The organism is Agarivorans sp. QJM3NY_29, assembly GCF_050870835.2.
Taxonomy (GTDB): Bacteria; Pseudomonadota; Gammaproteobacteria; order Enterobacterales; family Celerinatantimonadaceae; genus Agarivorans.
This window is the reverse complement of record NZ_CP194036.2, coordinates 2,273,197-2,299,824: the sequence shown is the minus strand read 5'-3', so window position 1 is coordinate 2,299,824 and position 26,628 is coordinate 2,273,197. Positions and strand designations below refer to the sequence as shown.

The 26,628-nt window shown below is 46.2% G+C and carries 23 protein-coding genes; 10 read left to right on the top strand and 13 right to left on the bottom strand.

What is annotated here, in order from left to right; all coding sequences use genetic code 11:
* Positions 1-69: 69 nt before the first annotated feature.
* The gene (gene topA, locus ACRRS0_RS10545; protein ID WP_432453253.1) at positions 70-2,712 is read right to left on the bottom strand and encodes a type I DNA topoisomerase; all 2,643 of its coding nucleotides are present in this window, start codon (positions 2,710-2,712) and stop codon (positions 70-72) included.
* A 300-nt stretch (positions 2,713-3,012) separates the two neighbouring features.
* On the opposite strand from topA, the gene astB reads away from it, so the two are divergent.
* Positions 3,013-4,353 carry an N-succinylarginine dihydrolase gene (gene astB, locus ACRRS0_RS10540; RefSeq protein WP_432453254.1) on the top strand — a complete coding sequence of 447 codons (1,341 nt, stop codon included), beginning with the start codon at positions 3,013-3,015 and terminating at the stop codon, positions 4,351-4,353.
* A gap of 122 nt (positions 4,354-4,475) precedes the next feature.
* Here the strand turns inward: astB and sohB are convergent, their stop codons facing one another.
* A complete protein-coding gene (gene sohB / locus ACRRS0_RS10535; RefSeq protein ID WP_432453255.1) occupies positions 4,476-5,501 on the bottom strand; it encodes a protease SohB in 1,026 nt (341 codons plus the stop codon).
* A 107-nt stretch (positions 5,502-5,608) separates the two neighbouring features.
* Positions 5,609-8,065 carry a VolA/Pla-1 family phospholipase gene (locus tag ACRRS0_RS10530; RefSeq protein ID WP_432453256.1) on the bottom strand — a complete coding sequence of 819 codons (2,457 nt, stop codon included), beginning with the start codon at positions 8,063-8,065 and terminating at the stop codon, positions 5,609-5,611.
* A gap of 148 nt (positions 8,066-8,213) precedes the next feature.
* Here ACRRS0_RS10530 and ACRRS0_RS10525 point away from each other — a divergent pair, with 148 nt between their 5' ends.
* From ACRRS0_RS10525 to ACRRS0_RS10505, 5 genes are read left to right on the top strand one after another with little or no spacing between them, the layout of a single operon-like run.
* Entirely contained in the window at positions 8,214-8,975 is a 762-nt protein-coding gene (locus tag ACRRS0_RS10525) for a YciK family oxidoreductase (protein WP_432453257.1), read from the top strand.
* 20 nt (positions 8,976-8,995) lie between these two features.
* Positions 8,996-9,895 (top strand): LysR family transcriptional regulator, encoded by a 900-nt coding sequence (locus ACRRS0_RS10520; RefSeq protein WP_432453258.1) that lies wholly within the window; start codon positions 8,996-8,998, stop codon positions 9,893-9,895.
* A 37-nt stretch (positions 9,896-9,932) separates the two neighbouring features.
* Positions 9,933-10,679 carry a 5-oxoprolinase subunit PxpA gene (locus ACRRS0_RS10515; protein WP_432453259.1) on the top strand — a complete coding sequence of 249 codons (747 nt, stop codon included), beginning with the start codon at positions 9,933-9,935 and terminating at the stop codon, positions 10,677-10,679.
* A 3-nt stretch (positions 10,680-10,682) separates the two neighbouring features.
* Positions 10,683-11,348, top strand: a complete 666-nt coding sequence (locus ACRRS0_RS10510; protein WP_432453260.1) for a 5-oxoprolinase subunit B family protein — start codon at positions 10,683-10,685, stop codon at positions 11,346-11,348.
* Positions 11,336-12,289 (top strand): biotin-dependent carboxyltransferase family protein, encoded by a 954-nt coding sequence (locus ACRRS0_RS10505; RefSeq protein WP_432453261.1) that lies wholly within the window; start codon positions 11,336-11,338, stop codon positions 12,287-12,289. The genes ACRRS0_RS10510 and ACRRS0_RS10505 overlap by 13 nt, the downstream gene beginning before the upstream one ends.
* Here the strand turns inward: ACRRS0_RS10505 and ACRRS0_RS10500 are convergent.
* Together ACRRS0_RS10500 and ACRRS0_RS10495 are read right to left on the bottom strand one after the other, a co-directional pair.
* Positions 12,278-14,122 (bottom strand): glycerophosphodiester phosphodiesterase family protein, encoded by a 1,845-nt coding sequence (locus tag ACRRS0_RS10500; protein ID WP_432453262.1) that lies wholly within the window; start codon positions 14,120-14,122, stop codon positions 12,278-12,280. The two genes, ACRRS0_RS10505 and ACRRS0_RS10500, sit on opposite strands and share 12 nt — an antisense overlap.
* Before the next feature lie 4 nt (positions 14,123-14,126).
* The gene (locus ACRRS0_RS10495) at positions 14,127-14,894 is read right to left on the bottom strand and encodes a copper homeostasis protein CutC (RefSeq protein WP_432453263.1); all 768 of its coding nucleotides are present in this window, start codon (positions 14,892-14,894) and stop codon (positions 14,127-14,129) included.
* A gap of 451 nt (positions 14,895-15,345) precedes the next feature.
* Between ACRRS0_RS10495 and ACRRS0_RS10490 the strand changes: the two genes are divergently transcribed.
* The gene (locus tag ACRRS0_RS10490) at positions 15,346-16,308 is read left to right on the top strand and encodes a TAXI family TRAP transporter solute-binding subunit (RefSeq protein WP_432453264.1); all 963 of its coding nucleotides are present in this window, start codon (positions 15,346-15,348) and stop codon (positions 16,306-16,308) included.
* A gap of 22 nt (positions 16,309-16,330) precedes the next feature.
* Here the strand turns inward: ACRRS0_RS10490 and ACRRS0_RS10485 are convergent, their stop codons facing one another.
* From ACRRS0_RS10485 to ACRRS0_RS10470, 4 genes are all read right to left on the bottom strand, one after another.
* Entirely contained in the window at positions 16,331-17,161 is an 831-nt protein-coding gene (locus ACRRS0_RS10485; RefSeq protein ID WP_432453265.1) for a hypothetical protein, read from the bottom strand.
* 78 nt (positions 17,162-17,239) lie between these two features.
* Positions 17,240-17,509, bottom strand: a complete 270-nt coding sequence (locus ACRRS0_RS10480) for a hypothetical protein (RefSeq protein WP_432453266.1) — start codon at positions 17,507-17,509, stop codon at positions 17,240-17,242.
* A gap of 57 nt (positions 17,510-17,566) precedes the next feature.
* Positions 17,567-17,761 carry a nucleotide-binding protein gene (locus ACRRS0_RS10475; RefSeq protein WP_432453267.1) on the bottom strand — a complete coding sequence of 65 codons (195 nt, stop codon included), beginning with the start codon at positions 17,759-17,761 and terminating at the stop codon, positions 17,567-17,569.
* Positions 17,758-18,177 carry a CBS domain-containing protein gene (locus ACRRS0_RS10470; protein WP_432453268.1) on the bottom strand — a complete coding sequence of 140 codons (420 nt, stop codon included), beginning with the start codon at positions 18,175-18,177 and terminating at the stop codon, positions 17,758-17,760. The genes ACRRS0_RS10475 and ACRRS0_RS10470 overlap by 4 nt, the downstream gene beginning before the upstream one ends.
* Positions 18,178-18,315: 138 nt before the next feature.
* Here ACRRS0_RS10470 and ACRRS0_RS10465 point away from each other — a divergent pair, with 138 nt between their 5' ends.
* Complete coding sequence (locus ACRRS0_RS10465; RefSeq protein WP_432456183.1) at positions 18,316-18,945, top strand: MBL fold metallo-hydrolase; 630 nt, start codon at positions 18,316-18,318, stop codon at positions 18,943-18,945.
* A gap of 36 nt (positions 18,946-18,981) precedes the next feature.
* Here ACRRS0_RS10465 and ACRRS0_RS10460 read toward each other — a convergent pair whose 3' ends face one another.
* Complete coding sequence (locus ACRRS0_RS10460) at positions 18,982-19,458, bottom strand: hypothetical protein (protein WP_432453269.1); 477 nt, start codon at positions 19,456-19,458, stop codon at positions 18,982-18,984.
* A gap of 247 nt (positions 19,459-19,705) precedes the next feature.
* On the opposite strand from ACRRS0_RS10460, the gene ACRRS0_RS10455 reads away from it, so the two are divergent.
* Both ACRRS0_RS10455 and ACRRS0_RS10450 read left to right on the top strand, forming a co-directional pair.
* Positions 19,706-20,584, top strand: coding sequence for a LysR substrate-binding domain-containing protein (locus ACRRS0_RS10455; RefSeq protein ID WP_432456184.1), 879 nt, complete (start codon positions 19,706-19,708; stop codon positions 20,582-20,584).
* 121 nt (positions 20,585-20,705) lie between these two features.
* Complete coding sequence (locus tag ACRRS0_RS10450; protein ID WP_432453270.1) at positions 20,706-21,806, top strand: alkene reductase; 1,101 nt, start codon at positions 20,706-20,708, stop codon at positions 21,804-21,806.
* A gap of 254 nt (positions 21,807-22,060) precedes the next feature.
* Here ACRRS0_RS10450 and ACRRS0_RS10445 read toward each other — a convergent pair whose 3' ends face one another.
* From ACRRS0_RS10445 to ACRRS0_RS10435, 3 genes are all read right to left on the bottom strand, one after another.
* Positions 22,061-23,671, bottom strand: coding sequence for an ankyrin repeat domain-containing protein (locus tag ACRRS0_RS10445; protein WP_432453271.1), 1,611 nt, complete (start codon positions 23,669-23,671; stop codon positions 22,061-22,063).
* Positions 23,672-23,927: 256 nt separating this feature from the next.
* Positions 23,928-25,202 carry an NAD-dependent dihydropyrimidine dehydrogenase subunit PreA gene (preA, locus tag ACRRS0_RS10440; protein WP_432453272.1) on the bottom strand — a complete coding sequence of 425 codons (1,275 nt, stop codon included), beginning with the start codon at positions 25,200-25,202 and terminating at the stop codon, positions 23,928-23,930.
* 4 nt (positions 25,203-25,206) lie between these two features.
* Positions 25,207-26,550 carry an NAD(P)-dependent oxidoreductase gene (locus ACRRS0_RS10435; protein WP_432453273.1) on the bottom strand — a complete coding sequence of 448 codons (1,344 nt, stop codon included), beginning with the start codon at positions 26,548-26,550 and terminating at the stop codon, positions 25,207-25,209.
* Positions 26,551-26,628 lie beyond the last annotated feature (78 nt).

Below are 26,628 nucleotides of genomic sequence, written 5' to 3'. Positions count from 1 at the left end.
AAGCAGTTATTCTGAGCGAAAACAGCAATAATAAACATTAAAAAAGGAAGCTCTCGCTTCCTTTTTTATTTAATCCGCCTTCGCCGCTTTTGGCTTCTTACGTTTATCTTCAATCACCCATTTATTATCGGTAAAATAGGCCCGCCAACCAGTTGGTTTACCTTCCACCTCAGAACTTAAATATTGCTCTTTGGTTTTACGACTATAACGCACCAAAGTTTTGACCCCATCGGGATCTTCCGTTGGGCCATCGGCCAAATAGTAAAACTTCTCGGGTAAACGATCTTTAAAGCGTTTCAACTCTTCAACCAACGGCGCTCGAGTTTCACGCGAGCGTGGAAAGTTACTCGCCGCCATAAATATCCCTGAAGCCCCGTCACGCAATACAAAATAGGCATCGCTATTCACACAAGGTAACTCAGGCAAATGCACCGGATCTTCGCGTGGAGGTGCAACCTCGCCACTTTTTAATATCTTACGAGTATTACTACAATCTTCACCGGTACAAGCCATATACTTACCAAAACGGCCGGTGCGTAACTGCATATCATTGCCGCATTTCTCACACTCAACAATCGGCCCATCGTAACCTTTGATTTTAAAGCTACCTTGCTCAACCACGTACCCGTCACAATCTGGATTATTACCACAGACATGCAACTTACGAGTTTCATCGATGAGGTAACTATCCATCGCGGTCGCACAAATTGGACAACGTTCTTTCGCACGCAGAGCTTCTGTTTCTTGCTCTTCTACATTCGCCGCGACCGCTTCTTCTCCGGGGATAAGATTAATGGTGCATTTACAGCGCTCTTTGGGAGGGAGCGCATAACCAGAGCATCCTAAAAAGACCCCGGTACTGGCAGTACGGATCCCCATGGGACGTCCACAATCAGGACAACTAATGTCAGTGATGACGGGGGTATTGCTACGCATCCCATGCTCATCATCATCAGCCTTGCTTAATTGGCCTTTAAAGTTCTTATAAAATTCATTGAGAACCTGCTTCCATTCAAAGCTACCATCCGCAACTTCATCCAAGCGCTCTTCCATTTCAGCGGTAAAGTCGTAGCTCATCAGATTTTCAAAGCTTTCACATAGCCGTTCAGAAACAATTTCGCCCATTTTCTCCGCATAAAAACGACGACTTTCGGTACGCACGTAGCCCCGATCTTGAATTGTGGAAATAATCGATGCATAAGTTGAGGGCCGTCCAATACCACGTTTTTCCAACTCACGGACTAAGGAAGCTTCGTTAAAACGAGCCGGTGGTTTAGTAAAGTGCTGCTTAGAATCAAGCTCAACCAAGTTTAATACATCACCTTGGCTAACCGCTGGTAATACACCGTCTTCATCTTTTTTAGCTTTGCCTACCGGTTGTACTCGCGTCCAACCGTCAAAACGTAATATTTTACCCTTCGCTCGCAACTCAAACTGACCCGCACTCACTGTCACAGTGGTTGCGTCATATTGCGCATCGGTCATCTGACAAGCGACAAATTGACGCCATATAAGATCGTAAAGTTTCTTCGCATCAGCATCCACACCATCGATATGGTTCCCTAAGACGTTCACATCCGAAGGTCTAATCGCTTCGTGTGCTTCCTGGGCTCCTTGCTTGCTAGAATAACGCAAAGGATTTTCAGGAAGATAATCTGCCCCGTAATTATCGACGATATAGGCCCTACCAGCCTCCACAGCGTCGTTGCTCAAGTTTGTTGAGTCAGTACGCATATAGGTGATGTAACCCGCTTCATAGAGCCGCTGAGCCAACATCATCGTTCTTTTCACACCAAATCCAAGGCGAGTACTCGCTGCCTGCTGCAAGGTCGAGGTTATGTAGGGAGCTTTTGGCTTAGAACGAGTCGGTTTATCTTCACGCTTAGCAACTTTATAAGCCGCTGTTTTTAAACTACTTACTGCCGTAGAGGCTTGTTGTTGAGTAACCGGCTTAAAGGGCTGGCCATTTTCTTTGACAACTTCAAGACGAAAGTTTTTCGCTTGTTGGGTGGCTAAGTCAGCATGAATGTCCCAATACTCTTCTGGGACAAAAGCTTTAATTTCACGCTCCTTCTCCACCACAAGCCGAACCGCGACTGACTGCACTCGACCCGCCGATAAGCCACGAGCAATCTTTTTCCACAACAATGGAGAAACCATATAACCAACCACTCGGTCAAGAAAACGGCGGGCTTGTTGGGCATTCACTCGATCCATATTCAGTTCACTGGGCTGAGAGAAGGCATCTTGAATCGCAGACTTGGTGATTTCGTTAAATACAACTCGCTTAAAGCGGCTGTCGTCACCCCCAATAATTTCTTTTAAGTGCCAAGCAATCGCCTCTCCTTCGCGGTCTAAATCGGTCGCGAGATAGATGGTGTCGGCATTTTCGGCGAGGGTTTTAAGCTCATTAACAACTTTTTCTTTGCCAGGAAGAATTTGGTAATTAGCTTGCCAATCTTTCTCCGGGTCAACGCCCATCCTAGACACTAAAGCCTTTTTGTCTTTTGCTTGCTTTAATTTGGCTTTTTCTTCTGCGCTTAAGCCTTTGGTAGAAATCGGTGCCGCCTTCTTTTTATTGGTGTTACTGCCGCTACTGGGCAAATCACGAATGTGGCCGACACTCGACTTCACCACGTATTGGCGGCCTAAGTATTTATTAATCGTTTTTGCTTTGGCTGGTGATTCCACGATGACCAGTGATTTACTCATATTCTTCTTATTACCGATTAAGTCCGTCAATTATCTTTGTACGGAGAGTAGCAGACAGTGTGTTCTTTTTAAAATTGCTCGAGACTCAGCATAGGTCAATAACTTTTTTAATTCTTTGGTTTATTGGGTGAATAATTAAGCACTCGACCAGCTAAAAACAAACTGATAACATCTGAAAGTCTCGTAATCGCGTAGAGTTATACGCTTGATTTTCTTTATATGCCAATATAAATAACCATTACTATAAAAATTTTCAATAAAAGATAACTCATTTTTGATGAGCGTACTGAAAGGAATATTATGAAACACTTCGAAGTTAATTTTGACGGTTTAGTGGGCCCTACCCACAACTATGCAGGACTGTCATTCGGTAACGTGGCCTCCCTTTCTAATGCTCAAAATGCATCGAACCCGCAGCAAGCAGCCAAGCAAGGCTTATTAAAAATGAAAGCCTTGCATGACCTAGGACTGTACCAAGGCGTACTCGCGCCACAACAACGCCCCGATCTTAACTTACTTCGTCGGATCGGATTTACTGGTAACGACAGCCAACTGTTGCAGCAAGCCGCTGCGAAAGCACCAGATGCCCTACTCGCCAGCTATTCAGCCTCCAGCATGTGGACCGCCAATGCAGCCACGGTTTCACCAAGCGCCGATACTGGCAATGGTAAAGTACATTTCACCCCCGCAAACTTAACCAATAAACTACACCGTTCTATTGAGCCCGGAGTGACAGGCAACATCTTAAAAGCAGTATTTGCGAATCCTAAATACTTCGAACATCACCAACATCTACCAGAAAATGATTACTATGGCGACGAAGGTGCAGCAAACCACACTCGCCTGTGTAGCAATTACGGTAAGGCAGGTCTTGAGCTATTTGTCTATGGGCGCAGTGCCGCCAATAGTCAGCAAGTGGCTCCAAGTAAATTCCCTGCTCGACAAACTCTTGAGGCCAGTCAGGCTGTCGCCCGTTTACATGGTTTAGATAACGATACCGCAATGTTTATTCAGCAAAATCCAGCGGTGATAGATCAAGGCGTATTTCATAATGATGTGATTGCCGTCGGGAACCAAAATGTACTGTTTTATCATCAACAGGCATTTTTAAACTCACAACAAGAAATTCAGCGTATTCAGCATTATTTCGGCGAAGATAAGCTCCATTTTATTGAAGTTAACGATCAAGAAGTCTCTGTGAGTGAGGCGATAAAGAGTTACTTATTTAATACTCAAATTATTACCACTGCGCCTGGAGAAATGGCAATTATCGCCCCAACAAACTGCCAAGAATCCGATTCAGTTCGTCGTTACCTTGAGAACTTAGTGACTCGCAACACGCCGATCAAGCAGGTGCATTATTTCGATGTAAAACAGAGTATGAGTAACGGTGGCGGCCCAGCCTGTTTACGCTTAAGGGTCGCCCTTAATGACATGGAACTAGCGGCGGTGAATCAGCATACTCTGCTCAATGAGCAACTGTTTAACACGCTTAACTGCTGGATTGATAAACACTACCGAGATAGCTTAAGATTTGATGATCTACGAGATCCACAACTGATCACCGAGGTGAACACCGCCCTGGATGAACTCACCCAAATTCTTCAGCTTGGATCCATTTATCCTTTCCAACAAGCCTAAAAAGAACCAATAAAACAATACGTTAATACAGTGATTACAACCGTAAGCTAGCTTACTGATTAATTAAGACACAAAAAAGCCTGATGAACATGATCAGGCTTAATATTTTACATCCTCTTAATTTATTTCGTCCAATCCCAAGATTGCGATTGCAGCAGTTTCATCATGCCTCGCTCTACCCCGAGACTAGCTGCTTGACTTAATTTTTCCGCCAACTTTTTCTTGCCGTGATATTTAAACTGAACGACTTGCTTGTCGGCATAGTGTTGCATCAAGTAGTCATCACTGGTGCTCACCTGATCGATAAGCTTCAAACCATAGGCTTGAGTACCATACCAATGCTCACCCGTCGCAACCTTGGCAATATCAAGTTGTGGACGAAACTCTTGTACAAAATCTTTAAATAGGATGTGAGTTTCTTCCAACTCCGCTTTAAATTTAGCACGAGCCTCATCGGTATTTTCACCAAACATGGTCAAGGTGCGCTTGAACTCACCGGCAGTCAGTTGTTCAAATTCAATGTCATGGTTTTTTAAGACTTTATTAAAGTTAGGAATTTGAGCGATAACCCCAATAGAGCCGACAATCGCAAACGGAGCAGCGATGATCTGGTCGGCAATACAAGCCATCATATATCCTCCACTCGCCGCAACCTTATCAACGGCAATGGTCAGTTTAATCCCTTTCGCCTTGAGTCGCTTCAGCTGAGATGCCGCTAAGCCATAGCCATGCACCATACCACCACCACTTTCAAGCCGAACCAACACTTCATCGTCTTGCTTGGCGGTAATTAACACTGCGGTGACTTCTTCGCGGAGGCTAGCAACCTCCTTCGCATCGATACTGCCTTTAAAGTCAATCACAAATAAGCGTGGTTTTGACTGCTCTGCGGTATTTTTTTTATCGGCTTTTTGTTGCTGTTTCTGCTGTTTTTTATACTGTTTAAGCTGTTCTTTATTCATTAGCGAGTCATTCAAATGATCCTCGATCTGATGATGACGCTCACTCAGATCTTTCAGCTCTAACTCACCACTCTTATGCTTATTCTTAACGGAAGCCGCCACAATAACCACAACAACCGCAATAATGGCGATAACAATAGTTATCGCCTTGGCAAAAAACAAACCAAATTCAATCAAGAAATCCAAACTTTTACCCTCATCAATTCAAGCAGCTATTAGTACCATAGCTTGAATCACGAGCCAAGTAACAAAAAAGGCCTGCACAATGCAGGCCTAGTAGCAAATAAACTGACCTATTGGGTTGCAGCAATCACTGAGCTATCATTCACGACCACCGTGGCATTCCCGGCATCAGCGCTTACCGCATAACTAACAAACTGAGTTTGCATCTCCAAAGTAGTGGCTATGCTAGCGCTGGGACTAATTAAGGAAGCATGCGCGCCTTGACTAAATCGAACTGCATAACTGCCTGCGGAGGTCACCTCTGTCCCCTCTAAACCCATCGCTGAAATTAACGGCTCGGTACCAATTAACGGTAGTCCAGCTACGCGATTGGGAATGGTTTGGTCACCACTTTCGCTACTGCCATCCCCCACCACTTCGTGCAGTAACACTGGCATAGCAAAACCATTCTGACTAAAGTTTAACGGATCTGCGCCATCTACAACCGTTTGTGCCAAGGAACTAAACACCGAGGCAAAGGCTGGGTAATTGGCATTAATCACTAGTGCCGCCGCCTCAGGGTAACGAGCTTGATAAACGGCAAATTGCTCTAATGCTGTGCCACTGTCGTTGTCGACAAAACCTAAACCCGCAGCAACCAGAGCTAGATAACCAGTGTTCGCTTTCAAACCAGCTTCCACTGCTGGTCCAAAACTAGGGGAATACAAAAACACTCCAGCAAGTCCTCCACCCGGTACACTAAGTGCGGCACTGTCTAAGCGATAATCAACATCCATTCCATTCACGGTCACTATTTTCGCCAATGCAGCAACTGGGATCCCAACAACCGAACCCAAAGATTGCCCTACAAAATGCACCTTACTGCCATCTAATTCAGCAGGCGCGGTAGTGGCTTGTAAAGCGGCCCTCAATGCCAAAATATCGGCACTCGACTGACGCAAGTTTTCCCTAATACTCAAAAAACTACTGAGATTGGCAAACACTTGAGCATCAAGATTAGCACTTAGGTCTGGCTGACCATCCCCATCTAAATCAATGGCTCGGCTACCATGATATGGCAAATCAATCGCCACCACAGCATAGCCTTGTGCCGCATACCCAGCAGCAATACCTGCCGCCGTTTCTTTCAAAGTGGTAATGCCATGTTGGAACATGACTACCGGCCAACCATTGGCAGGCATAGTTAGGTTAGTCAATAGCTTGGTATCGGGCAGATATACATCAACCTTAAGGTTGGCCATGCTACGAGTTTTCGGTAAAGGGTTATAGGCGGTTAGATGATGATGAACGTCAACCAACTTCGTATTCCCATTTTCGATATAAGTCAGTCCCGACAAATCAGCTTGCGCTAACATTTGTGCCGCGCGAGTCGTATCACCCGCACCAACCAAGGTCCCAAAAGTAGTAACATCAAAACCTTTAGCGGCAGCTTGCGCCCAAAAACTTGTGGTACTACCTTGATTGGCAAAGTCACTATTGGTTTGCAGCAGTTGTAGTATGGCTACTGGGCTGTCAGTTTTGGCTTGTGCCCACTGATTAACATCGCCACCCCCAAGATCGGGATGATCTAAATCGGATAAGTAATAAGGCACCGTCAAACTTGATGTGTAATATTTTGCAGCTGCAAAACTTGGCTGGCTGGCCCCTAATACCGTGTTGGCAACATCTTGCGCGGTACTGCCAGTATCCACTAAGGATGACAATGATAATTGCCCCATCAGCGCCATGCCGCCATATACCTGTTGCAAACTACTTAATACCGGGTTAACAGACTGGGTGGTAAATACTGCCGTATAACTGATTGTACCTTCAACGCCTCGCGCAGCGAGCAAAGCATTATTCCAATTGGTTAAGCTCTTCAGCGACTGAACGGTCGCACTATCTTCAGCCTTTGGTACTTCACTTAACAAGGAATAACCCGTCCCAGCGTCCACAGAACGTCCATTCTCATCGTACAATTGCTCGCTCACCACCACCATATAAGAACTCGCGGGGGCGAAAGGTTTCAGTGGTACGACTACCAGTTCACCATCAGCAAAATTAACGGTATAGTCTTCCCCGTAAACCAACTGCTGGTCGATGCGACAAGTTTGACCAGCCACAAAACTGCCACCATTTTCGCTCACATCACTACAATCATCGGCAAAACCTGAAGCCCTCACTTTAAATAACAACAGCCCATCGGCAAAACTGGCATTATCAAGTTGTACATCAATTTTGTCGTTATAATCATCCTCATTGTCACCGTAACCCAGCGGGATCCTAAATGGTACGCTGGTTTGCCAACCGTCTAATGCGCCTAACACCTGAGTAATATCTCGGTATTCTGAAGTACTCACAATTTCAGCTTCACTCGGTAAATTAATGGTCCCATCTAAGCTGCCGCTAAATAGTAAGTTATTGGGCGTTGAGACATCGCCGGTCAGAGGATTGAAGCGAATTTTTACTGAGTTGGGGACTTGGGCCGTGCTATCATCTGCAAAATCTAATGGCGAGTTGCCACCGCAGCCCGCCAGAGATACTGACGCAAATAAAGTAATCGTTGTTGCTATTCGGGACAAACGCATATTCGCAAATTCCTTTTAATAGTAATGGTTCACAACAGCACCATAAACACCATTTAACATTTTTGCAACAGGTCTAACCAGATGAATAAACAGTTGTTTAACTATTGAGTAATATTTGTGCGCTGTCGCACATCTACAGGAATCAAACATGAGCAAGGAAATCTTTCCTCAACAATTTCAGGCGAGTCAGCATGAATTGAATGACAAAGTCATTCTCGTCACCGGTGCCGGAGACGGGATTGGCCGCCAAGCAGCCTTAAGTTTTGCCGAACATGGCGCGACCGTAATTTTGCTCGGGCGAACAGTAAAAAAACTAGAAGCGGTTTATGACGAAATCGAAGCTTTAGGCGGTCCGCAGCCAGCGATTATTCCTTTAGATCTGAAAGGTGCAAGCCAACAGAATTACCTCGATATGGTTGCCACCATAGAATCACAATTTGGCCGTTTAGACGGTGCATTGCTTAACGCCGCCAATCTTGGGGTATTAAGCCAATATCTACAAATTGATGAAGATCTTTGGGATCAACTAATGCAAGTCAATCTAAAATCGCAATTTTTACTGAGTCAAGCGTTGATCCCATTGATGCTGAAAAGTCAAAATGCGTCCTTGGTATTTACATCATCCGGTGTTGGTAAAAAAGGCCGTGCTTACTGGGGGGCTTATAGTATCTCAAAGTTCGCCATTGAAGGGATGTCGCAAGTCATTGCCGATGAGTTCGAACAAAGCGCTTTGCGCTGCAACTGCATCAATCCAGGAGCCACTCGCACCCTGATGCGGGCCAGCGCTTATCCCGGAGAAGATCCAAAAAGCTTAAAAACGCCACTCGATATCATGCCGAGTTATTTATACTTATTAAGTGACGCCAGCATCGGTGTTACTGGCAAAAGTATCGATGCCCAAGCCAAGTAATTGATAGCAACGGATTGCCTATGACCCCTCCTTTTCGCGCAAAAAGCACCTTGGAACAATGGCGGATCTTCCAAGCTGTTGTTGACTATGGCGGTTATGCCCAAGCTGCGAGTCAATTGAATAAAAGTCAATCTTCGCTCAATCATGCGGTGAGTAAACTGCAAGGTTTATTAGGCGTACAGTTACTCGAAGTAAAAGGTCGCAAAGCCTACTTAACCCCTATTGGTGAAGTCATGCTGCGACGTAGTAAGTTGCTCAGCCAAAACATTCAAGAGCTGGAAGTTCTGGCGGCAAGCCTAGAGCAAGGCTGGGAACCTAAACTAAGTGTAAGCTGCGACGCCGTGCAATCTAAAGCACCAGTGATCAAAGCCCTGAAGGCATTTCTGCCTGACAGTCGAGGCACTCGTATCGAATTGCTGGATAACGTATTAGGTGGTTCGGACGAAGCCATTTATGATCATTCTGTCGACATGGTGATTACGCCGATCCTCCCGCAAGGAGTACTTGGCGAGAAATTTGGTACTGTCACGATGCTGCCAGTGGTACAACGTAATCATCCACTGGCAAAAATAGCGGCATCGGTATCCATTAACGAAGTAGTACAGCACCTGCAATTGGTGGTTAGAGATACAGGAAGTCATCCTCACCTCGATCGTGGTTGGTTACGCGCCGAACAACGCTGGACCTTTAGCGGATTTAGCCAAGTACTGGAAGTTCTCAACCAAGGCTTAGGTTTCGCTTGGTTACCCGATCATATCGTCGCGCCTTACTTGGAAGATGAAAGTTTAGTAGAACTTAATATCCTAGGAGGCGCTGCCAAAACCTTAGTGACCTATTTAGTGATATGTCGACCAGAGCAATTGGGCCCAGCTGGACAACACTTTGCGAAGATACTACTACAATGCAGCAAACAGCGTTAGAGATGAACCAGCTCTTAAACCTCAATATGGAGTCAAGATGCGATTAAACTGCGATATGGGTGAAAGCTATGGTGTATGGAAAATGGGCGCCGATGAGCTAGCCATGCCCTTTATCGACATGGCAAACATTGCTTGTGGCGGACATGCTTCAGACCCTCATGTCATGAGTCAAACCATTGCTTTAGCTAAACAGCATCAAGTACAAATTGGTGCGCATCCGAGTTATGCCGATATCGCTGGGTTTGGTCGTCGAACCATCGCCTACCAACCCGAGCAATTAAGCCAAATCATTCTCGCTCAAATAGGAGGTTTACAAGCGCTATGCCGTTACCAAGCAACTCAGATCCACTATGTGAAACCTCACGGCGCGCTGTATAACGACATGCATTGTTCAGCCCAGATATTTGAGGCGGTGCTCAAGGCTGTCGCTAGTTTAGAAGGCGAAATTAAACTCATGGTATCGGCCAGTTTAAGCACTGGTTTTGTCAGCCGTTTAGCGGAGCAATATCAAGTTGGCTTAATCAAAGAGGCTTTTTGTGACCGCCGCTATTTGGCCAATGGTCAGCTGCAGTCTCGAGAACTAGACGGTGCGGTGCTCAGCCAGCCCAATGACTTATTGGCTCAAGTGAACTTACTGCAGCAGCAACAACAAGTCATCTGTAGTGATGGCAGTCGCCTAAATATTAGCGCAGACACCCTCTGCGTACATGGCGACAACGCAGCGGCAGTTGCGCAAATAAAATTGATTAAACAAATCCTAGATCCACAAACAAAGAGCCTCTAAAACATGTTTTGTATCGATTGGGTGAATGAAGACAGTCTCTTACTCAGCTGTAAGTCCCCCCAATTTCAGGCCGCGTTACCGAGCCTCGCGGAGCAACTTAAGCAAAATATCAAGGGCGTAAACGATGTTATCGTTGCGTCTGACAGCCTACTCTGCATTTTCGATTATCAAACTGAGTTAAATGATCTGGAGTCGCTGTTAAGCCGTTTTCAGTTGACTCGTCACTCAAAACCCGTGAAAACGATACACGTTCCAGCTTGTTATGATCCGCGTTTAGGCCCCGACCAAGAGGCAACCGCCGCACATTTACAGCTCAATGTAAAACAATTAATCGAGTTGCATTTGGCTGGTCACTATCAAGTCAAGGCGATCGGCTTTATGCCCGGTTTCGCTTACTTATCAGGTTTAACTAAATCCCTACAACTCCCCAGAAAATCCACCCCTGCAAGCCATGTAGCAGCGGGCAGCATCGCGATTGCTGAAGACATGAGTGCTGTGTACCCGGCAGCGAGTCCCGGCGGTTGGCATGTCATCGGTCAAAGCCCAATGCGTTTTTTTGACCCCTCAAGTCAAGATATGTGTCCGGTAAAAGTCGGCGATCAGATCCGCTTTTACCAAATCAATTTTCAGCAATTTCAACAATTACAGGCGAAAGCATGTCTCCGGTAGGTCAATTAAGCGTATTAAGAAGTGGCCCACAAACCAGCGTAGTTGACCAGGGCCGTAGCGGTTATCAAGACATCGGGATCAGTCCAGGTGGCGCTGCGGATTTACATGCCTTTCTCTGGGCTAATCGACTACTCGGTAATGCACCAGGAGCTGCAGCCCTAGAAATTGCCATTGGAGGCGCAACTTTCCAATTTAACCAAACATGCCAAGTCGCGGTTTGCGGTGCAGATATGCCACTCAAGGTGAGCGGCGCAAGTCGCAATCCCCAACCCGCCCCTTGGCAGAGCTTTACGGTTTTGGCTGGCCAAAGCTTGAATCTTGGCACTGCACGCTCTGGATTACGATCATACCTCGCCATTAAAGGTGGTTTACAAGTGAAAAAACAGTTAGGGAGTGCTAGTAGCTCAATGCGACAAGGTTTAGGTCTTTTTATGGGCCGCTGGTTAAGTCAAGGGGATCAACTCAACTATCTAAGTTCTGCAATCGAGCCCAGAAAACAAACACCGAACCGTTTCATACCAGACTATAACCAAGCCTTATGTTTAAATTTGATCCCCGGCTATCAATTTCATCAGTTTTCAAGGCATGCTATCCAAACCCTATGTCACCAAACCTACCGAGTGAGTGCTCTGAGTGACCGAATGGGCATTCGTTTGGATGGAGTATCCCTCGATAGCGTCCCCGCCAGTGGCGAATCAGAACCTATCGCACTTGGCGCCGTGCAAGTGCCTCCCAGCGGACTCCCCATTGTATTATCGATCGACAAACAAACCATCGGTGGATATCCAAAGTTAGGTTGTATTTCTCGCTTAAGTCTTTATGCGCTCAACCAACGTCGAGCCAAACAAACCCTCAAGTTTCAGCTCAGCTCTTGGCAACAACAGCGTCAATACTGGTTGCAATTTCAGCATTTTTTTAATAATGAACAACTAAAAGTTTAGCCAATATCGAAAACCATTCAGCAAGTGCTCCACTTCGCTCAATTGCTCAAGCCGCTGAATAGTCTGCAGTGCCATGATCGGCTCATCGGTAATTACGCCATCAACCCCTAGATAGTACATTCGTTCAACCTCACTGACTCGGTTCACCGTCCAAACGTAGATTTTCTGCTCGCGCTGCTGAGCACTGAGTAAGCGCCAAGGACTAACCCACTGTTGATTCACCATTAACATATCTGCGTTCTGAAGCAAACTCGATTCACCAAAGCTGGCAGCCGCAATAAATGCAGTTTTGACTCTCGCCGCCAACGGGGTACCTTTAATCAATTGCTTAAGATAATTGAGTAACTCCGCATCTAAGCTACTGACGACCACCGGATATGGGTAACGCTTGAGTTGAGTCAGGAGTGCAGGTACTAAATCTAGAGAATCGTCATAACGTTTTAATTCTAGGTTCAGCGTGATCTGAGCAGCACTTTTAGCTAACCACACAGATAAAGGCTGAGGAGACGGGAGCCCGGCAGCAACAAAAGCCTGCTGAACCTGAGCAAAATTACTCAGATGCACCACACTCGGATCGCCAGTTAAACGTCCTAGATCACGGTCATGAACGACCACTATTTGTCCATCGGCGGTGAGTTGAATATCAATTTCGGTCATGCTTAAACCCAGTTCAATAGACTTTTGCAAACCCGCTAAGCTATTTTCTTCAGCCAAATAACCACCAGCGCGATGGCCCATAACCGAGAATTGACTACTCTGAGCAAAACGTTGGGTAAAACTGTCCACTTCATCAGCGAACTCATTCGCCGCAAGTAATAGACTCGCCAGCAATAGCAATCTAAAACCTAAATGTAAGCGATGATTTTCTTTTAATACCGCTTGATGTTCATTGGCTAATTTTCCCCTTGTCTGCTTAACCAACACTTTAAACATATAAAACTGAATACAGGCATAGAGCCAAGTATCCAAGAAGCTTAAAACTGATCCCCCCGCCAACAATGCAAAACTAAATAGCACTAAAGCTAAGTTGGATAACTGCTGTGGATCCCACCAATCAATAGTCACATGCAACAACCAAATAAATGCAGCAACCAGCACCACAAATACCAAGGTTCTTAGCGCTAACCAAATTACTGTAATAAGTACAATCCACTTACGCTGGCCCTGAGCTAAATCGGTAGAATCTCGCAACTGGCCAAGCAGAGTTCGCCTTTGTAACATGCAAAATGGCAAAGTAAACCACCACTTCAGCCATTGATTCGCCAGCCAAAAAGTGACCGGCAAACCGCCTAAACATAATACACTGAGAAAGAACCACAGCTGACTTCGCTGCATGGTGAGATAGTAATTAATGTCCCAATCGGCCAGCATCAGTCCAAACAGCCAACGACCAACAAATAACAAGCTACAACAAATGCTAATCAGTAATACTGATTGCAAAAAAGCTAAACCCGCAATCGACCAAGCGCGACGTAGCAATAGATGAATCGCTTGAGAAATTGAACGCCGATTAACTTCATGCTGAGCCAACAATAAGGTGAGTACCCCCTGTTGCAAAAAGAAGTTAAACAAAGCCATCGCAACCAGCCAAATCGCAAACAAATAACCACTGGGGGAGAGGAAAAAACCGAGTAACTGCTGATTTGCAACGCCCTGTAGGCCATACAACGACATCAGTGATTCACTGACCACAATGGTGAGTGGTGCGAAGGCCGCGAGCCAGCATGCTTGCACCAACAAATAGGCTGCAAACATTGCCAAACCGCGGTGTTTAAGAGTATTCGCTAGGTAGAAAAAAAAATGCTGACAGCGATGCCATAGAGCGAGCAACATTAACTTAGCGCCCTCGCTCCATCTGTTTCACCATCAACTGAACCAAAGACTGCGATACTGTTTGGCGGGTCAGTTCACTTGATACATCCTTCGCCGACGCCATTGCCTTGGCATACTGGGTGGCAAAAACGCTCGGTAGGTCTTCTGCCGCGGCACTATGTAGCTGCTGAATACCGCGCTCAAGTAACTCACCAATATTATGAGCTCTCACGCCTCCCGCCGCTAGCCATTCTAGCTGGGGAAATTGTTGCTGTAATGCTAACACTAGCTCCACGCCCTGTTCTATCTTATCTTGCTGGCCAGAGCTCAATATTCGAGTTACGCCGATATCGGCTAAACATTTCGCCGCAAAACTCGGCTCGGCCACACAATCGAAGGCGCGATGAAACACAAAATCGATGCCTTGCGCTGCCTTAGCAAGCCGCTGACAAGCACTCACATCCACACTCGCGTCGGGATTGAGGGCGCCACTAACCACGCCATGAAAACCGAGTTCTTTAATCAGCAAAATATCGGATTCCATCTGCATCAGTTCCTGAGGCTGATAACAAAAATCCCCGCCTCTAGGTCTCACCATAACCACGATAGGGATCTGAGTGAGATAGTGCTGAACCTGCAGCAATGCGCCATAACTTGGCGTAGTCCCCCCATCACTTTGGCCTGCACAGAATTCAATACGATGGGCCCCGCCCGCAATTGCTTTTTCGATATCTGCAACGCTATAACAGCAAACTTCTAACAAAGGAAATGATACAACTGAGTTATTTAACAAAATACAATCAATATAGGGCTTTATTTACGCCTAGTATAAACCATTATCCTGCGAGGTCATCGTGGTTTAGTGATTCAGATTAAGACAAAGTAAGCGCATGAGATAAGCTGAACAGCTGCCAAACACTTCCAATCCTTGCACCGCTAAACAAGCTCACTTCTTAAAAATTCATATCTTTGGAGCATCAGGTAAGGATACTAAATGCATGGAAACCGCTATTGACATAAGACATAAATACAAGTTAAGTCCCTTCATTGGCCACATATCGCAATTCGACTTTCAATTAAACTGGCATTAGGCACCTTCGCGGGATCCATCAATAAACACTTCATGACTAAAAAAGCTGTTGTTTTCCCTAACCAAACTTAATCTCTCAAACAAGCGTTTTTTAGCATAAGAGTGTATATTAACCAACTTGCACTATGGATAAAGAGCAAACTTAGGTGAAAAAATGAAACGATTTTCCAATTTTTTATTGCTGATTATATTTAGTTTAAGCAGCAACTTCACCGGGGCGAACGAGTACTTATTTTTGGGTACTGGTAACGTAAGCGGGGTCTATTACCCGACTGGCAACGCCTTGTGTCGACAACTAGAACAAAATAGTGACCATAGAAAACTCAGTTGCACCGCAGAAAGTTCCGGGGGCTCCAGTGACAATATCCAAGCACTACGAAGTGGCGATATCGATTTAGCGATCGTTCAGTCGGATGTGCATTGGCAAGCCTACAAAGGCAGCGGTGAGTTTGCCAAACAAGGAGCCTATAAGGAGATGCGCTCTCTGTTAGCCCTTTATCCAGAGGCCTTTACTGTATTAGCGAAGGCCCAGCTAAAGATTAACCAAGTTGAACAATTGAAAGGACATTCGGTCAATGTAGGGCCACTTGGTTCTGGCCAATATTCGACGATGAAACTCATCATGCAACAGCTGCATTGGCAAGATGGCGATTTTACCCAGCTAGGTCATCTAAAACCAGACGAACAAAGCCGCGCGCTATGTGGCAATAAAACCGAGGCTATCGTTTATGTGGTTGGCCACCCCAATACCTCGATTACCCGCGCGACCACAATGTGTGAATCCAATTTGCTGAGTCTGTCAACCACGACAATCGCCGCTTTAGCCCAAAAATACCCATATTTTTCCCCGGTAAGCATTAAAGGGGGAACCTATCATGGTAACCCGAAAGATGTGCAATCGATTGGCGTCAGCGCAACCTTAGTTGCAGACAAACAACTATCGGAGCAAACGGCACATGATTTTGTCGCGGCAATTTTTGAAAACCTCGACACTTTACGCGCCTTACATCCGGCATTAGCCGATTTAAAAGTGCAGCAAATGATCCATACAAATCTCACGGCGCCACTGCACCCAGGTGCCCTAAGATATTATCAAGAACAAGGGTGGATGAAATAATGCCGCAACAATCAACTTAAACTCAGGATAAGCCAGCATGCTGGCTTATTTGACTTAGGGGTAAATCCAAGTGCTCACATAAAGGATCCAACTCCCGACCAATCACCTGCTGCCAGTCTTCACATTCTCCCTGCCAAGCTAAACTTTCGAGCCAGTGTTGACGAAAACTACGATTGATAAATAAATCATGTAGATAACTCCCCTGCACCACACCTAATTGCCAGCCGGTAACTTGTTCAACAAAAGGCTTTAGCGCTTCAACGCAAGGGCTTGCAGCGTGATGAATTTCGTAACAAGCTAAGTGCTGCTCTTGCCACTCAACGTCGCGTTGCGTGGTCACCTTAGCATCGGCATATTCGGTGATGATTGGTAGTAAAGCCAAACCCTCAAAACCTTGCCCTTCACCCCCCAAAGGATCTAGAGTTTGCTCGCCTAGTATTTGCAAGCCACCACAAATCCCAGTCACTCTCACCCCTTGTTTCACCGCGTGAATAATCGCCTGATCTAAACCACTCTGCGCCAAATGCATTCGGCTAGCTGCAACATTTTTCGAACCGGGTAAAATAATCGCATCGTAATAACTTGAATCTTGAGCATCGCGTAGTGGCACCAGATTAACACCCGCTTGATAAATTAATCGGTCAAATTCATCCAGATTGCTGGCAAAGGGATAAACCATTAAGGCAATGTTGGTGGTGCCCGGCTGCCATTGATTTCGATGAAAAAAATTATCTTCTTCCGACAGTTGGTGGGCTGTCCAAGGGAGCACCGCTACGATAGGAATTCCTGTTTGTTGCAAAACCCACTGATTAGCATCCGCGAATAGCATCTGTTCACCGCGAAACTTGTTCAAGACAAAACCTTTAACACGAGCTTGCTCTACTTGGCTAAGACACATCCATGTCCCAAGCAAATGAGCGTAAGCACCAGCTCAGTCGATATCCACAATCAAATAAACCGAAGCCTGCAACGCTAGGGCGAGTTCCATGTTAACGATAGCGCTTTTAGGTAGATTAACTTTCGCAGGACTGCCCGCACCTTCAATCACGAGACATTGATGTTGCAGTGGTAAACGCTGAACACCTGCCAAAACCGCAGGCCAAAGAACGGCTTTACGCTGATGCCAGTCGATGGCATGGAGCTGATGGCTCACCTCACCATGAATCACTAGCGGTGCGCCGAGTTCGCTATGCGGTTTCAATCATACCGGATTCATATCAATACAAGGCCGTTGCCGAGCGGCTAAAGCCTGCAGGTACTAAGCACGACCAATTTCACCTCCTTGGTCGGTGACGGCCGCATTGTGACTCATGTTTTGTACCTTAAAAGGAACCACATCAAGCCCTTGAGTACTCAAGTAAGGGCAAATCAGGGCGCACACAAAAGATTTACCCGCATCACCAGTGCAAGCCATAAACATGATTGGGGTCTTAATACTCAATGAAGAACTCATGAATTATTATTACTAACCAACAAAAAGGCTAAGATGTCCTTCCAGGTCACAATACCCTGCAGATGCTGATGTTCATCAATCACTGGCAAGCAACTCAAACCTTGTTCAATCATTAAATGCCCCGCATCCGTCACACTGGTGATGGCGAAGCAGCACTGTGGATCGCGCGTCATCAATTGGTGAACCCGTTGGGTTAAAGTTTTAATATCTCGCTGATTCTCCGCAGCCTTACCAAGAAAAGGACTTAAAGCCGCCAGCACATCCGCTTCAGTTAACACGCCAACCACTTGATCATCGTCATCGAGTACCACCAAGTGATGAAAGCTCACGTTGTCAAAAATGTCTTTAATATCGAATAGCCGCTGATCCATATCAACACTGACTACTCTAGTCTGCATAATATCTTTGATTATCAAGGGAATCTCCTTCGATTGGGTGAGATATTAGTATTATAAACATAAGCACCCACAAGTCGCGTTTTAGTTGCACACAACTGTAGAAATATTCAGCCGCATCCGTACACTAAGTGGGAGACAATTCAGAGTATGAGTAAAATGGCCTATCAAATTATCCCTGTGACCCCTTTTCAACAAAACTGTAGCCTCATTTGGTGTGAGCAAACCTTAGAAGCGGCAATTGTCGATCCCGGAGGCGACCCGCAGCTCATTCAAGCCGCCGTCGACAAAGCGGGTGTGAAAGTGACTAAAATATTGTTAACCCACGGTCATCTTGACCACGTAGGAGCCAGCAGCTTAATCAAACAGCGCTATCAAGTTCCCATTGTAGGGCCTCATCAAGACGACGATTTTTGGCTTAGTAAAATGGCAATGCAGTGCCAAATGTTTGGTTTTCCAGAAGTTGCAAGTTTCAGCCCAGATCAATGGTTAGAGCATGGCGACATCATCGCTCTAGGAGAAATAGAACTTGAGGTCAGACATTGTCCCGGCCACACTCCTGGCCATGTGGTGTTTATCGATCACGCTGCCAAACTCGCTATCGTAGGTGATGTTTTATTTAATGGTTCGATTGGCCGAACCGATTTTCCTCAGGGCGATCACCCCACGCTGATCAATGCCATTAAAACTCAACTCTATAGCCTAGATGATGATTACCAGTTCTTACCTGGACATGGGCCAATGTCGAGTATTGGTCACGAGAAGAAATTTAACGGCTATACTCGGTAAATCTAAAAAACAACAAAGGGCTCGCTCGGCGAGTCCTTATCGTTTATCAGCGCCGAGTCGATCTCTCTTCACTTTTGCGTAAAGTAAATAAACACTACTCAACCAAACACCCACGGCCATAAAAAACAGCGGATATTCACGTGGACAACCGTCGCTTAAACAGCTCAGATCAGTAAACGGAAATAAGCCCAAAGGCGTGAAAAGATGGAAAAATATCGCCCCAGACATCACCACGAACGCAAGCGCAGCCCCATAAAACCGAGTCGCTTTACGTAAAATGAGAATGCTGGCAACCAATTCCACCAAACCAATTAGCGTTTCACCATACTGAGCAAACAGCGAGCCAACCGACTCCAGCCCTAAACCGCTGCTCAGCCAAGTTCCCACGGTTTGAAAAATATAAACTGTAATGTCAGCGGGATGGCCAAACCAACCTGCAAATTTAAAAAACAGCGATTGTAAGAATACAAAAGCGACGTAAATCGCCAGAATAAGCGGAATGTATTTATTCAAGGTACAGATCCCATATGCCAAAAAAATGAATCGTTCTAAGTAAGTTCCAAACAAGACCTTAGCAAGCGAACTTATATTTCACCGGAAACTGATATCGCTGATGAACCGACCCCAACAAAGGCCAGATACTGGGATAAAATAGTTAATAATATTTGTCAAAATAAGATAAGTTACACAAGAAATATTGTGAATGTAACAACCAATAGCATCATCAAACCATTCTCGCTCTGGAGCCCATATGTTAAATTTGAGAAACCGTTCAGACGATCTTGAAATATTAATTGCTGTCGTTGATTGCGGTGGCTTTTCTGCTGCTGCCGAGCAGCTCAATATTCAAGTCGCGCGAGTCTCGCGGGCAGTCTCGAAGATTGAACAACAGATCGGTGTGACACTGCTCAATCGAACCACTCGGCGGATCTACCAGACCGATGAGGGGCGTCGATTTATCGAAGCCGTTCGACTCGGCCTACTCCAACTACAACATGCAGAAGAAGAGCTGTTAGCAAACGATGCATTTCCCAAAGGCAAGCTACGCATCGATGCCGCCAGTCCATTTGTGTTGCATCAACTGGTGCCGTTAATACATAACTTTAAGCAAGCCTATCCCAACATTGACTTAGAACTGAGTTCCAACGAAGGCTATGTTGATTTACTCGAGAAACGAGTTGATGTTGCGATCCGTATCGGTCGCCTAAGTGATTCAACTCTGCACGCTCGCCCTTTAGGTAAAAGCCCTCTTTACGTGGTCGCCTCTCCCGACTATCTGGCACGCCGTGGTGTGCCGCTGCATATTACCGACTTACAACAGCATGATTTATTAGGTTTCACCAGCAAAAACCTCAATTTATGGCCACTTAAGGGTTTTAGTTTAGAGGCTCCCTCACTGATTGCTAGTAACGGCGAAACCGTTCGCCAATTGGTATTAAGCGGTAACGGCATTGCCTGTTTGTCCGGTTTTATGGTTAAACAAGATATCGCTCATGGAACGATGATCCGCTTATTTGGCTCAGAAGCCGTTTACGATACGGGCCGTGAACAAATACACGCGGTGTATTACAAGTCTTCCTCATTAGCACGGCGGATCTCTTCTTTTATCGACTTTATCCAACCACGACTCAGCCTATAAAATAAAGCTTCACTTAAAACTAATTATTGTGAAATTCACAAAAATAATTTGTCATCTACGGACTGATTGCAAGCGCACTCAACTGCTACACTGATGCTCTAATTTTTCGAGGATCTCACACATGACAGCCACACTCTTTCAAGCCATTCAACTTGGTAAACTTAGATTAAAAAACCGCATCGTCATGCCGCCGATGACACGCTCGCGTGCTACTCAGCCTGGAGACACCGCCAATCAAATGATGGCCGAGTACTATATGCAGCGCTGTGAAGCAGGACTCATCATTGGTGAAGGGACTCAAATATCAGAACGGGCTAAAGGTTACGCTTGGACTCCCGGGATCTATTCTCAAGCACAAATTGACGGCTGGCGTTTAGTGACCGATGCGGTTCACCAGCAGGCAGGTGTGATATTTGCGCAACTATGGCATGTAGGACGAGTCACTCACCCGGATAATATTAACGGTGCTCAGCCTTGGTCCGCTTCGCCACTTAAAGCCGAAAACGTGAAAGTATTTGTGGATAACGGTAGTCAGCAACCGGGGTTTATAGATGTGGTCACGCCCAAACAAATGAGCCAAAAAGAAATTAATCTAGTGATTGAGCAGTTTCGCCAAGCGGCCCTCAATGCACAACAAGCTGGTTTTGATGGGGTAGAGTTACACGCCGCCAATGGGTACTTAATCAATCAATTTATCGACTCTGAATCTAATCAGCGAACCGATGCCTATGGCGGTAGCCTTAGCAATCGTTTACGTTTTCTTGATGAAGTACTTACAGCCTTAGTGGGTGCTATTGGTGCAGACAAAGTCGCCGTGCGACTAGCTCCGCTCACCACCTTAAATGGCACCGTAGACGCCTACCCCGAGCAAACCTACACTGCGGTGGCCGAGTTGCTCAATCAACATCAAGTAGTCTATATGCACATTGCCGAAGCCGATTGGGACGATGCGCCGCCAATGCCGCTTCATTTTAAACAGGCACTACGCAAAACCTACGCAGGGACCATTATCTACGCCGGAAAATACACGGCAGCAAGCGCCAGCCAAGCCATAGAAGACGGCCTCGCCGATATGATAGCTTTTGGCCGCCCATTTATTGCGAATCCCGATTTACCCTCTCGAATTAAACACCATCAAGCCTGGGCGAGTCATGATCCCAACACCCTATTCGGAGGTAACCATCATGGTCTAACTGATTACCCTCGTTTTGAACAACAGTAAAATATAAGTTTAATCGACTAGCGGTAAAGTCTTGAACAACTTTACCGCCATCAAAGAATGGCAAAGCTTACCCATCAAACAACGAACCAGCTTGGCACTCAAAAATCGTGATAGCTGATGAAGCAAATACATACCACACAATAAAGTTGCACGGTAAGTAAAAACCTACATAAAACGGACTTGTGCTTATCTGGCGACTTGCTGTGAATCAAGCGCGAACACCCTGTTGCAGCCGTGAGATTCGGCGCATATGATTAACGCTCTAACAAAGAAAACATAATCTCCTGAACGCCTTGACCGCCCACACTACTCACTTGTTTAGTCATCTCGATGGCGCTTAAGCCCTGATTATTGCGAAAGGTCAAATCGGGATCATGGCGAAGCAACTGCCTAAGCATGGAGAGTCGCCCAAATTTCACCGCGTACATCACCGGTGTCAATCCTTGATTATCAGCAAAATCGACATCTGCAGCATGGTCCAATAAGATCCGCGCAGTCCTAGGTTTATTAAACTTAACCGCGAGACATAAGGCAGTTTGTCCCTTTTGGTTAATGGCGTTTGGATCCATCCCTAAACGCAAAAGCGTATCAGTGATCTGCGAAGGACCGTAGTCTCCTCGACCCTCTAACCCTGCGACGCGACTGAGGATATCCGCTTTAAACAAAGTGAATGACAACGACAATTGAGTCGGCTGAAAAAACACATTAAAAACACGCTCTTCTCCGCTCAAGGCTGCGACATCAAGCGCAGTAAGTCCACGATGATCAATCAGCGACAGATCTGGATTAAATTTTAGCAAGCTGCGCATGCTTTCAATTTGCAAATTGGTGGAAGCAATATGCAAAGCGGTCTGCCCACGGGAATTCCGCAGATTAATATCCATATAAGGACCAATTAATTGCAACATTTTTGCTTGTTTAGTATCTAATTGTTCACCGTCGTAGCGATTCATCTGTACCTGTAACGGTAGCCACCCCGCTAACGCAGAACTTAAACGCTGCTGACCATCATTTGTCTCCGTTAAGCTCGCGATAAATGGCAGCTCTAAATGCTCAATCGCTCGCTTTATTTGCTCCTCACGACTGCCCTGAGCAGGTGACGTTCGGATGACAAAGGCCAATTTATTGAGTTGATTTTCAATCGCCCATTGATAGGCTGAGCGACCATCACTTGCAGTGCCAGCGCTATCTATACCCGCTGTTTTCAAAATCCGGACAATTTTTTCTGAATCGGCATATTGACGAGGCAAATACCTAGTCGCCAAGTAATGCAGTGTATTTCTGCCTTGCTGATCTTGGGCGTTGATATTAGCCCCGGCACCAAGCAGCGCATCAACCACTGCGATTTGTCCATAATAAGCAGCTAACATCAAGGGGCTTATCGCCTTTTCATCGGCCAGATTGACATTTGCCCCACGCTTTATCAGCTCTATCGCAATCTTTGAGTTATGCTGTCGAATCGCAGCCATTAAGGGGCTGACCCCTAGCCGATTTTGTTGATCAATATTGATACCATTTTCAATCAACAACACCGCTATTTTTTTCAGGTAAGGCTCGCCCGCTGCAATGGAATAGGATGAAACATGGTGCAAAGCATTTTGACCATTATTATCTAGTTGATTAACATCAACTTTCTCAACTTCTAGCAGCTGCTTTACGGAGAAAACACTAGCAGTATTAGCGGCCTTCATCAACGCGCTGATATCGTCGCTTAAGCCCCCGTAAGTCATAGAACGATTATATGGAACGTTTACCTGACAGCAAACAACAGTCTGCTGAGATGCTGTCGGAGCCGACTGTCGCTGACTACATGAAATTAATAGACCGGCCAACGCCACCCCAAGTACTACTCGTTCCAAATTCATTTAATCGCTTATCCTTGCTAGAACAGATCGCCATTGCAGCGCAGAGCCAACAAAAAGTCAAAAATACACAACAGAGTCATAATTAACTTTTGTGATTACATATAATTTGGGTTGAAGCATGAAATAAAGTGGACCCAGTAGTTTGGGACTTATTTGTTCTAGCTTTAAAAACAAATAAATAGAATGAAAACGGTGATCTTGTTGATGCAACGCTTGCTCCGCCAATGCAGCAGAGCAAGCACCTAAGATAAAGAGCCTAAGAAACGTCCCGGTAAGGGTTGCGCGGATCCTGAGTCCAGTTCATATAGGGTTTATCGGCCTCTTTTTGCTCCATCTTGATACAGCTATCCACCGGACAGGTGATCTGGCACAGATTACAGCCAACACACTTATCTTCGATCACTTCGAAAGCGACGCTGCCATCGGGACGAGCGGTCTTGCTAATTGCCTGATGCGAGGTATCTTCGCAGGCGATGTAACAACGGCCACAGCCGATACATTTATCTTCATCAATATCGGCCACCACCTTATAGTTCATATTGAGGTATTTCCAATCGGTGGTATTGGGTACTGCGAGCCCCTGGAAATCGGAGATTTTCTCGTAGCCTTTACTGTCCATCCAATTCGACAGGCCTTGCTGCATTTCGCTGACAATTCTGAATCCGTAGATCATCGCAGCGGTACACACCTGCACGCAACCTGAGCCCAAGGAGATAAACTCCGCCGCATCGCGCCAGTTACCAATGCCACCGATCCCTGAAATAGGTAGGCCTGCAGTTTGCGGATCACGCGCGATTTCACTGACCATGTTTAGGGCAATCGGTTTCACCGCTGGGCCACAATAACCACCGTGGGTACTCTTGCCATCCACCAAGGGCCGCGCAGCCATCTGATCCAAATCGATCCCAGTAATTGAGTTAATGGTATTGATTAATGAAACCGCGTCAGCACCGCCATTTTTGGCAGCGCGCGCCGAGAAACGAATATCAGTGATGTTCGGGGTGAGTTTCACGATCACTGGCAACTTGCTATAGGTTTTACACCAACGAGTCACCATCTCCACATATTCTGGAACCTGGCCTACCGCCGCCCCCATCCCGCGCTCTGGCATCCCGTGCGGGCAGCCAAAGTTAAGTTCGAGGCCATCAGCGCCGGTTTGTTCCACTTGTTTCACGATGGTTTTCCATGATTCTTCCTCACAAGGCACCATTAAGGAAACCACTAAGGCTCGGTCGGGCCAGCTTTTTTTCACCGCCTCGATTTCACGCAGGTTGATTTCCAAACTACGATCGGTGATCAATTCGATATTGTTAAAGCCCGAAACTTCACCATTATGATCATAGATTGCTGAATAGCGAGAGGACACATTCACCGCCGCTGGATCTTCGCCCAAGGTTTTCCAAACCACTCCACCCCAGCCCGCTTCAAAAGCGCGTTCGACGTTATAGGCTTTATCCGTCGGTGGCGCAGAGGCCAACCAAAATGGATTGGGAGATTTGATCCCTGCAAATTCAATTGATAAATCGGCCATGGTATTAAGCCTCCACTGAGTTAAGTTGTTGATGAATGGCGATAGCTGCCAACTTGCCCTGTTGCACCGCTTCTACGGTGAGGTCTTGTCCTTCACTGGTACAGTCCCCACCGGCAAACACGCCGTCAATACTGGTGATTTGCTTACCAAAGGTGGCAATTTTTCCATTGCTTACGGTGGGGATCAGCTGCTCGGCGTTGGGGTAAGCAAACTTCTGGCCGACCGCTTTAAATATTGCCGAACAAGCAACATCAAAGGTTTGCTCAGTATCTTTAAGCTGGCCATCTTCACTATAGGTTTTACGGAAGGTCATACTGCGTAATACCCCATCTTGGTCCAGATTAATTTGCTCTGGTTTGGCCCAGGTTTTTATTCTGACCTGATGGTTTTTGGCAATTTGCTGTTCGTGCTCGGTGGCGCTCATTTGCGCTTCGCCGCGACGATAAACCAGCGTCACCTCTTCTGTACCCAAACGTTTGAGTTGGCAGGCCATGTCGATGGCGGTATTACCGGCACCAATCACCACCGCGCTGTCCAGCGGGACCGCCAAGTCCTCGAGATCTTTAGCCTGGCGTAGCTCTTTAATGTAATCCACGGCATTGAGTACTTGCGGATGGCTTTCGTTGAGCAACATCAAGGACTGAACGTCCTGTAAGCCAATGGCTAAAAACACCGCATCAAAGCGCTGCTTCAACTCGCTCAAGCTGACATCTTGGCCTAAGGCGGTATCGGTATGCAGGGTGATGCCACCGATCCCTAAGATGAAATCAACTTCTTTCTGAGCAAAATTGTCGGTAAGTTTGTACTTGGCAATGCCGTATTCATTCAAGCCACCCGCTTTTGCTGCCGCTTCGAAGATCTCCACCTCATTGCCCAGCATCGCCAAGCGGTGTGCACAACTTAAGCCAGCGGGGCCTGCGCCCACTACCGCGATAGTTTTACCGGTCGGCGCGGCTCGCTCGAAAGGATGTCCCTCAAACACCGCATTATCGGTGGCATGCCGTTGTAATAAACCAATTTTAACCGGTGACTGTTCCTGCTCTTTATTGCGCACACAGGCTTGTTCACACAAAATTTCGGTTGGACACACCCGGGCGCAACTGCCACCCATGATGTTTTCCTGATAGATGGTTTTAGCCGCTCCAGTTAAATCGTCAGTATGAATACTGGCAATAAAACTCGGAATATTAATTTTTGAAGGACAGGCTGTAATACAAGGCGCGTCGTAACAATAGTAACAACGCGAACTTTCGATGCCAGCTTGGCGGGCACTTAAGGCTGGATTGATATCCTTGAACATCTGATCAAGGGCTAGCTGCTGTTGTGAATAGCCCTCAGGCTTTTCCATACTCATCACCATGGGATCTCCCTATTTTTTTTATAATGCCGAGATAAAACTCTCTGCTTGTACAAAAACAAAGCAAAG

What these genes read in the sequence shown, in the direction of transcription:
- topA (WP_432453253.1), bottom strand. Translation starts at nt 2,712, where the DNA reads ATGAGTAAATCACTGGTCATCGTGGAATCACCAGCCAAAGCAAAAACG.
- astB (WP_432453254.1), top strand. Translation starts at nt 3,013, where the DNA reads ATGAAACACTTCGAAGTTAATTTTGACGGTTTAGTGGGCCCTACCCAC.
- ACRRS0_RS10530 (WP_432453256.1), bottom strand. Translation starts at nt 8,065, where the DNA reads ATGCGTTTGTCCCGAATAGCAACAACGATTACTTTATTTGCGTCAGTA.
- ACRRS0_RS10525 (WP_432453257.1), top strand. Translation starts at nt 8,214, where the DNA reads ATGAGCAAGGAAATCTTTCCTCAACAATTTCAGGCGAGTCAGCATGAA.
- ACRRS0_RS10520 (WP_432453258.1), top strand. Translation starts at nt 8,996, where the DNA reads ATGACCCCTCCTTTTCGCGCAAAAAGCACCTTGGAACAATGGCGGATC.
- ACRRS0_RS10515 (WP_432453259.1), top strand. Translation starts at nt 9,933, where the DNA reads ATGCGATTAAACTGCGATATGGGTGAAAGCTATGGTGTATGGAAAATG.
- ACRRS0_RS10510 (WP_432453260.1), top strand. Translation starts at nt 10,683, where the DNA reads ATGTTTTGTATCGATTGGGTGAATGAAGACAGTCTCTTACTCAGCTGT.
- ACRRS0_RS10505 (WP_432453261.1), top strand. Translation starts at nt 11,336, where the DNA reads ATGTCTCCGGTAGGTCAATTAAGCGTATTAAGAAGTGGCCCACAAACC.
- ACRRS0_RS10500 (WP_432453262.1), bottom strand. Translation starts at nt 14,122, where the DNA reads ATGTTGCTCGCTCTATGGCATCGCTGTCAGCATTTTTTTTTCTACCTA.
- ACRRS0_RS10490 (WP_432453264.1), top strand. Translation starts at nt 15,346, where the DNA reads ATGAAACGATTTTCCAATTTTTTATTGCTGATTATATTTAGTTTAAGC.
- ACRRS0_RS10475 (WP_432453267.1), bottom strand. Translation starts at nt 17,761, where the DNA reads ATGAGTTCTTCATTGAGTATTAAGACCCCAATCATGTTTATGGCTTGC.
- ACRRS0_RS10465 (WP_432456183.1), top strand. Translation starts at nt 18,316, where the DNA reads ATGGCCTATCAAATTATCCCTGTGACCCCTTTTCAACAAAACTGTAGC.
- ACRRS0_RS10450 (WP_432453270.1), top strand. Translation starts at nt 20,706, where the DNA reads ATGACAGCCACACTCTTTCAAGCCATTCAACTTGGTAAACTTAGATTA.
- ACRRS0_RS10445 (WP_432453271.1), bottom strand. Translation starts at nt 23,671, where the DNA reads ATGAATTTGGAACGAGTAGTACTTGGGGTGGCGTTGGCCGGTCTATTA.
- preA (WP_432453272.1), bottom strand. Translation starts at nt 25,202, where the DNA reads ATGGCCGATTTATCAATTGAATTTGCAGGGATCAAATCTCCCAATCCA.
- ACRRS0_RS10435 (WP_432453273.1), bottom strand. Translation starts at nt 26,550, where the DNA reads ATGGAAAAGCCTGAGGGCTATTCACAACAGCAGCTAGCCCTTGATCAG.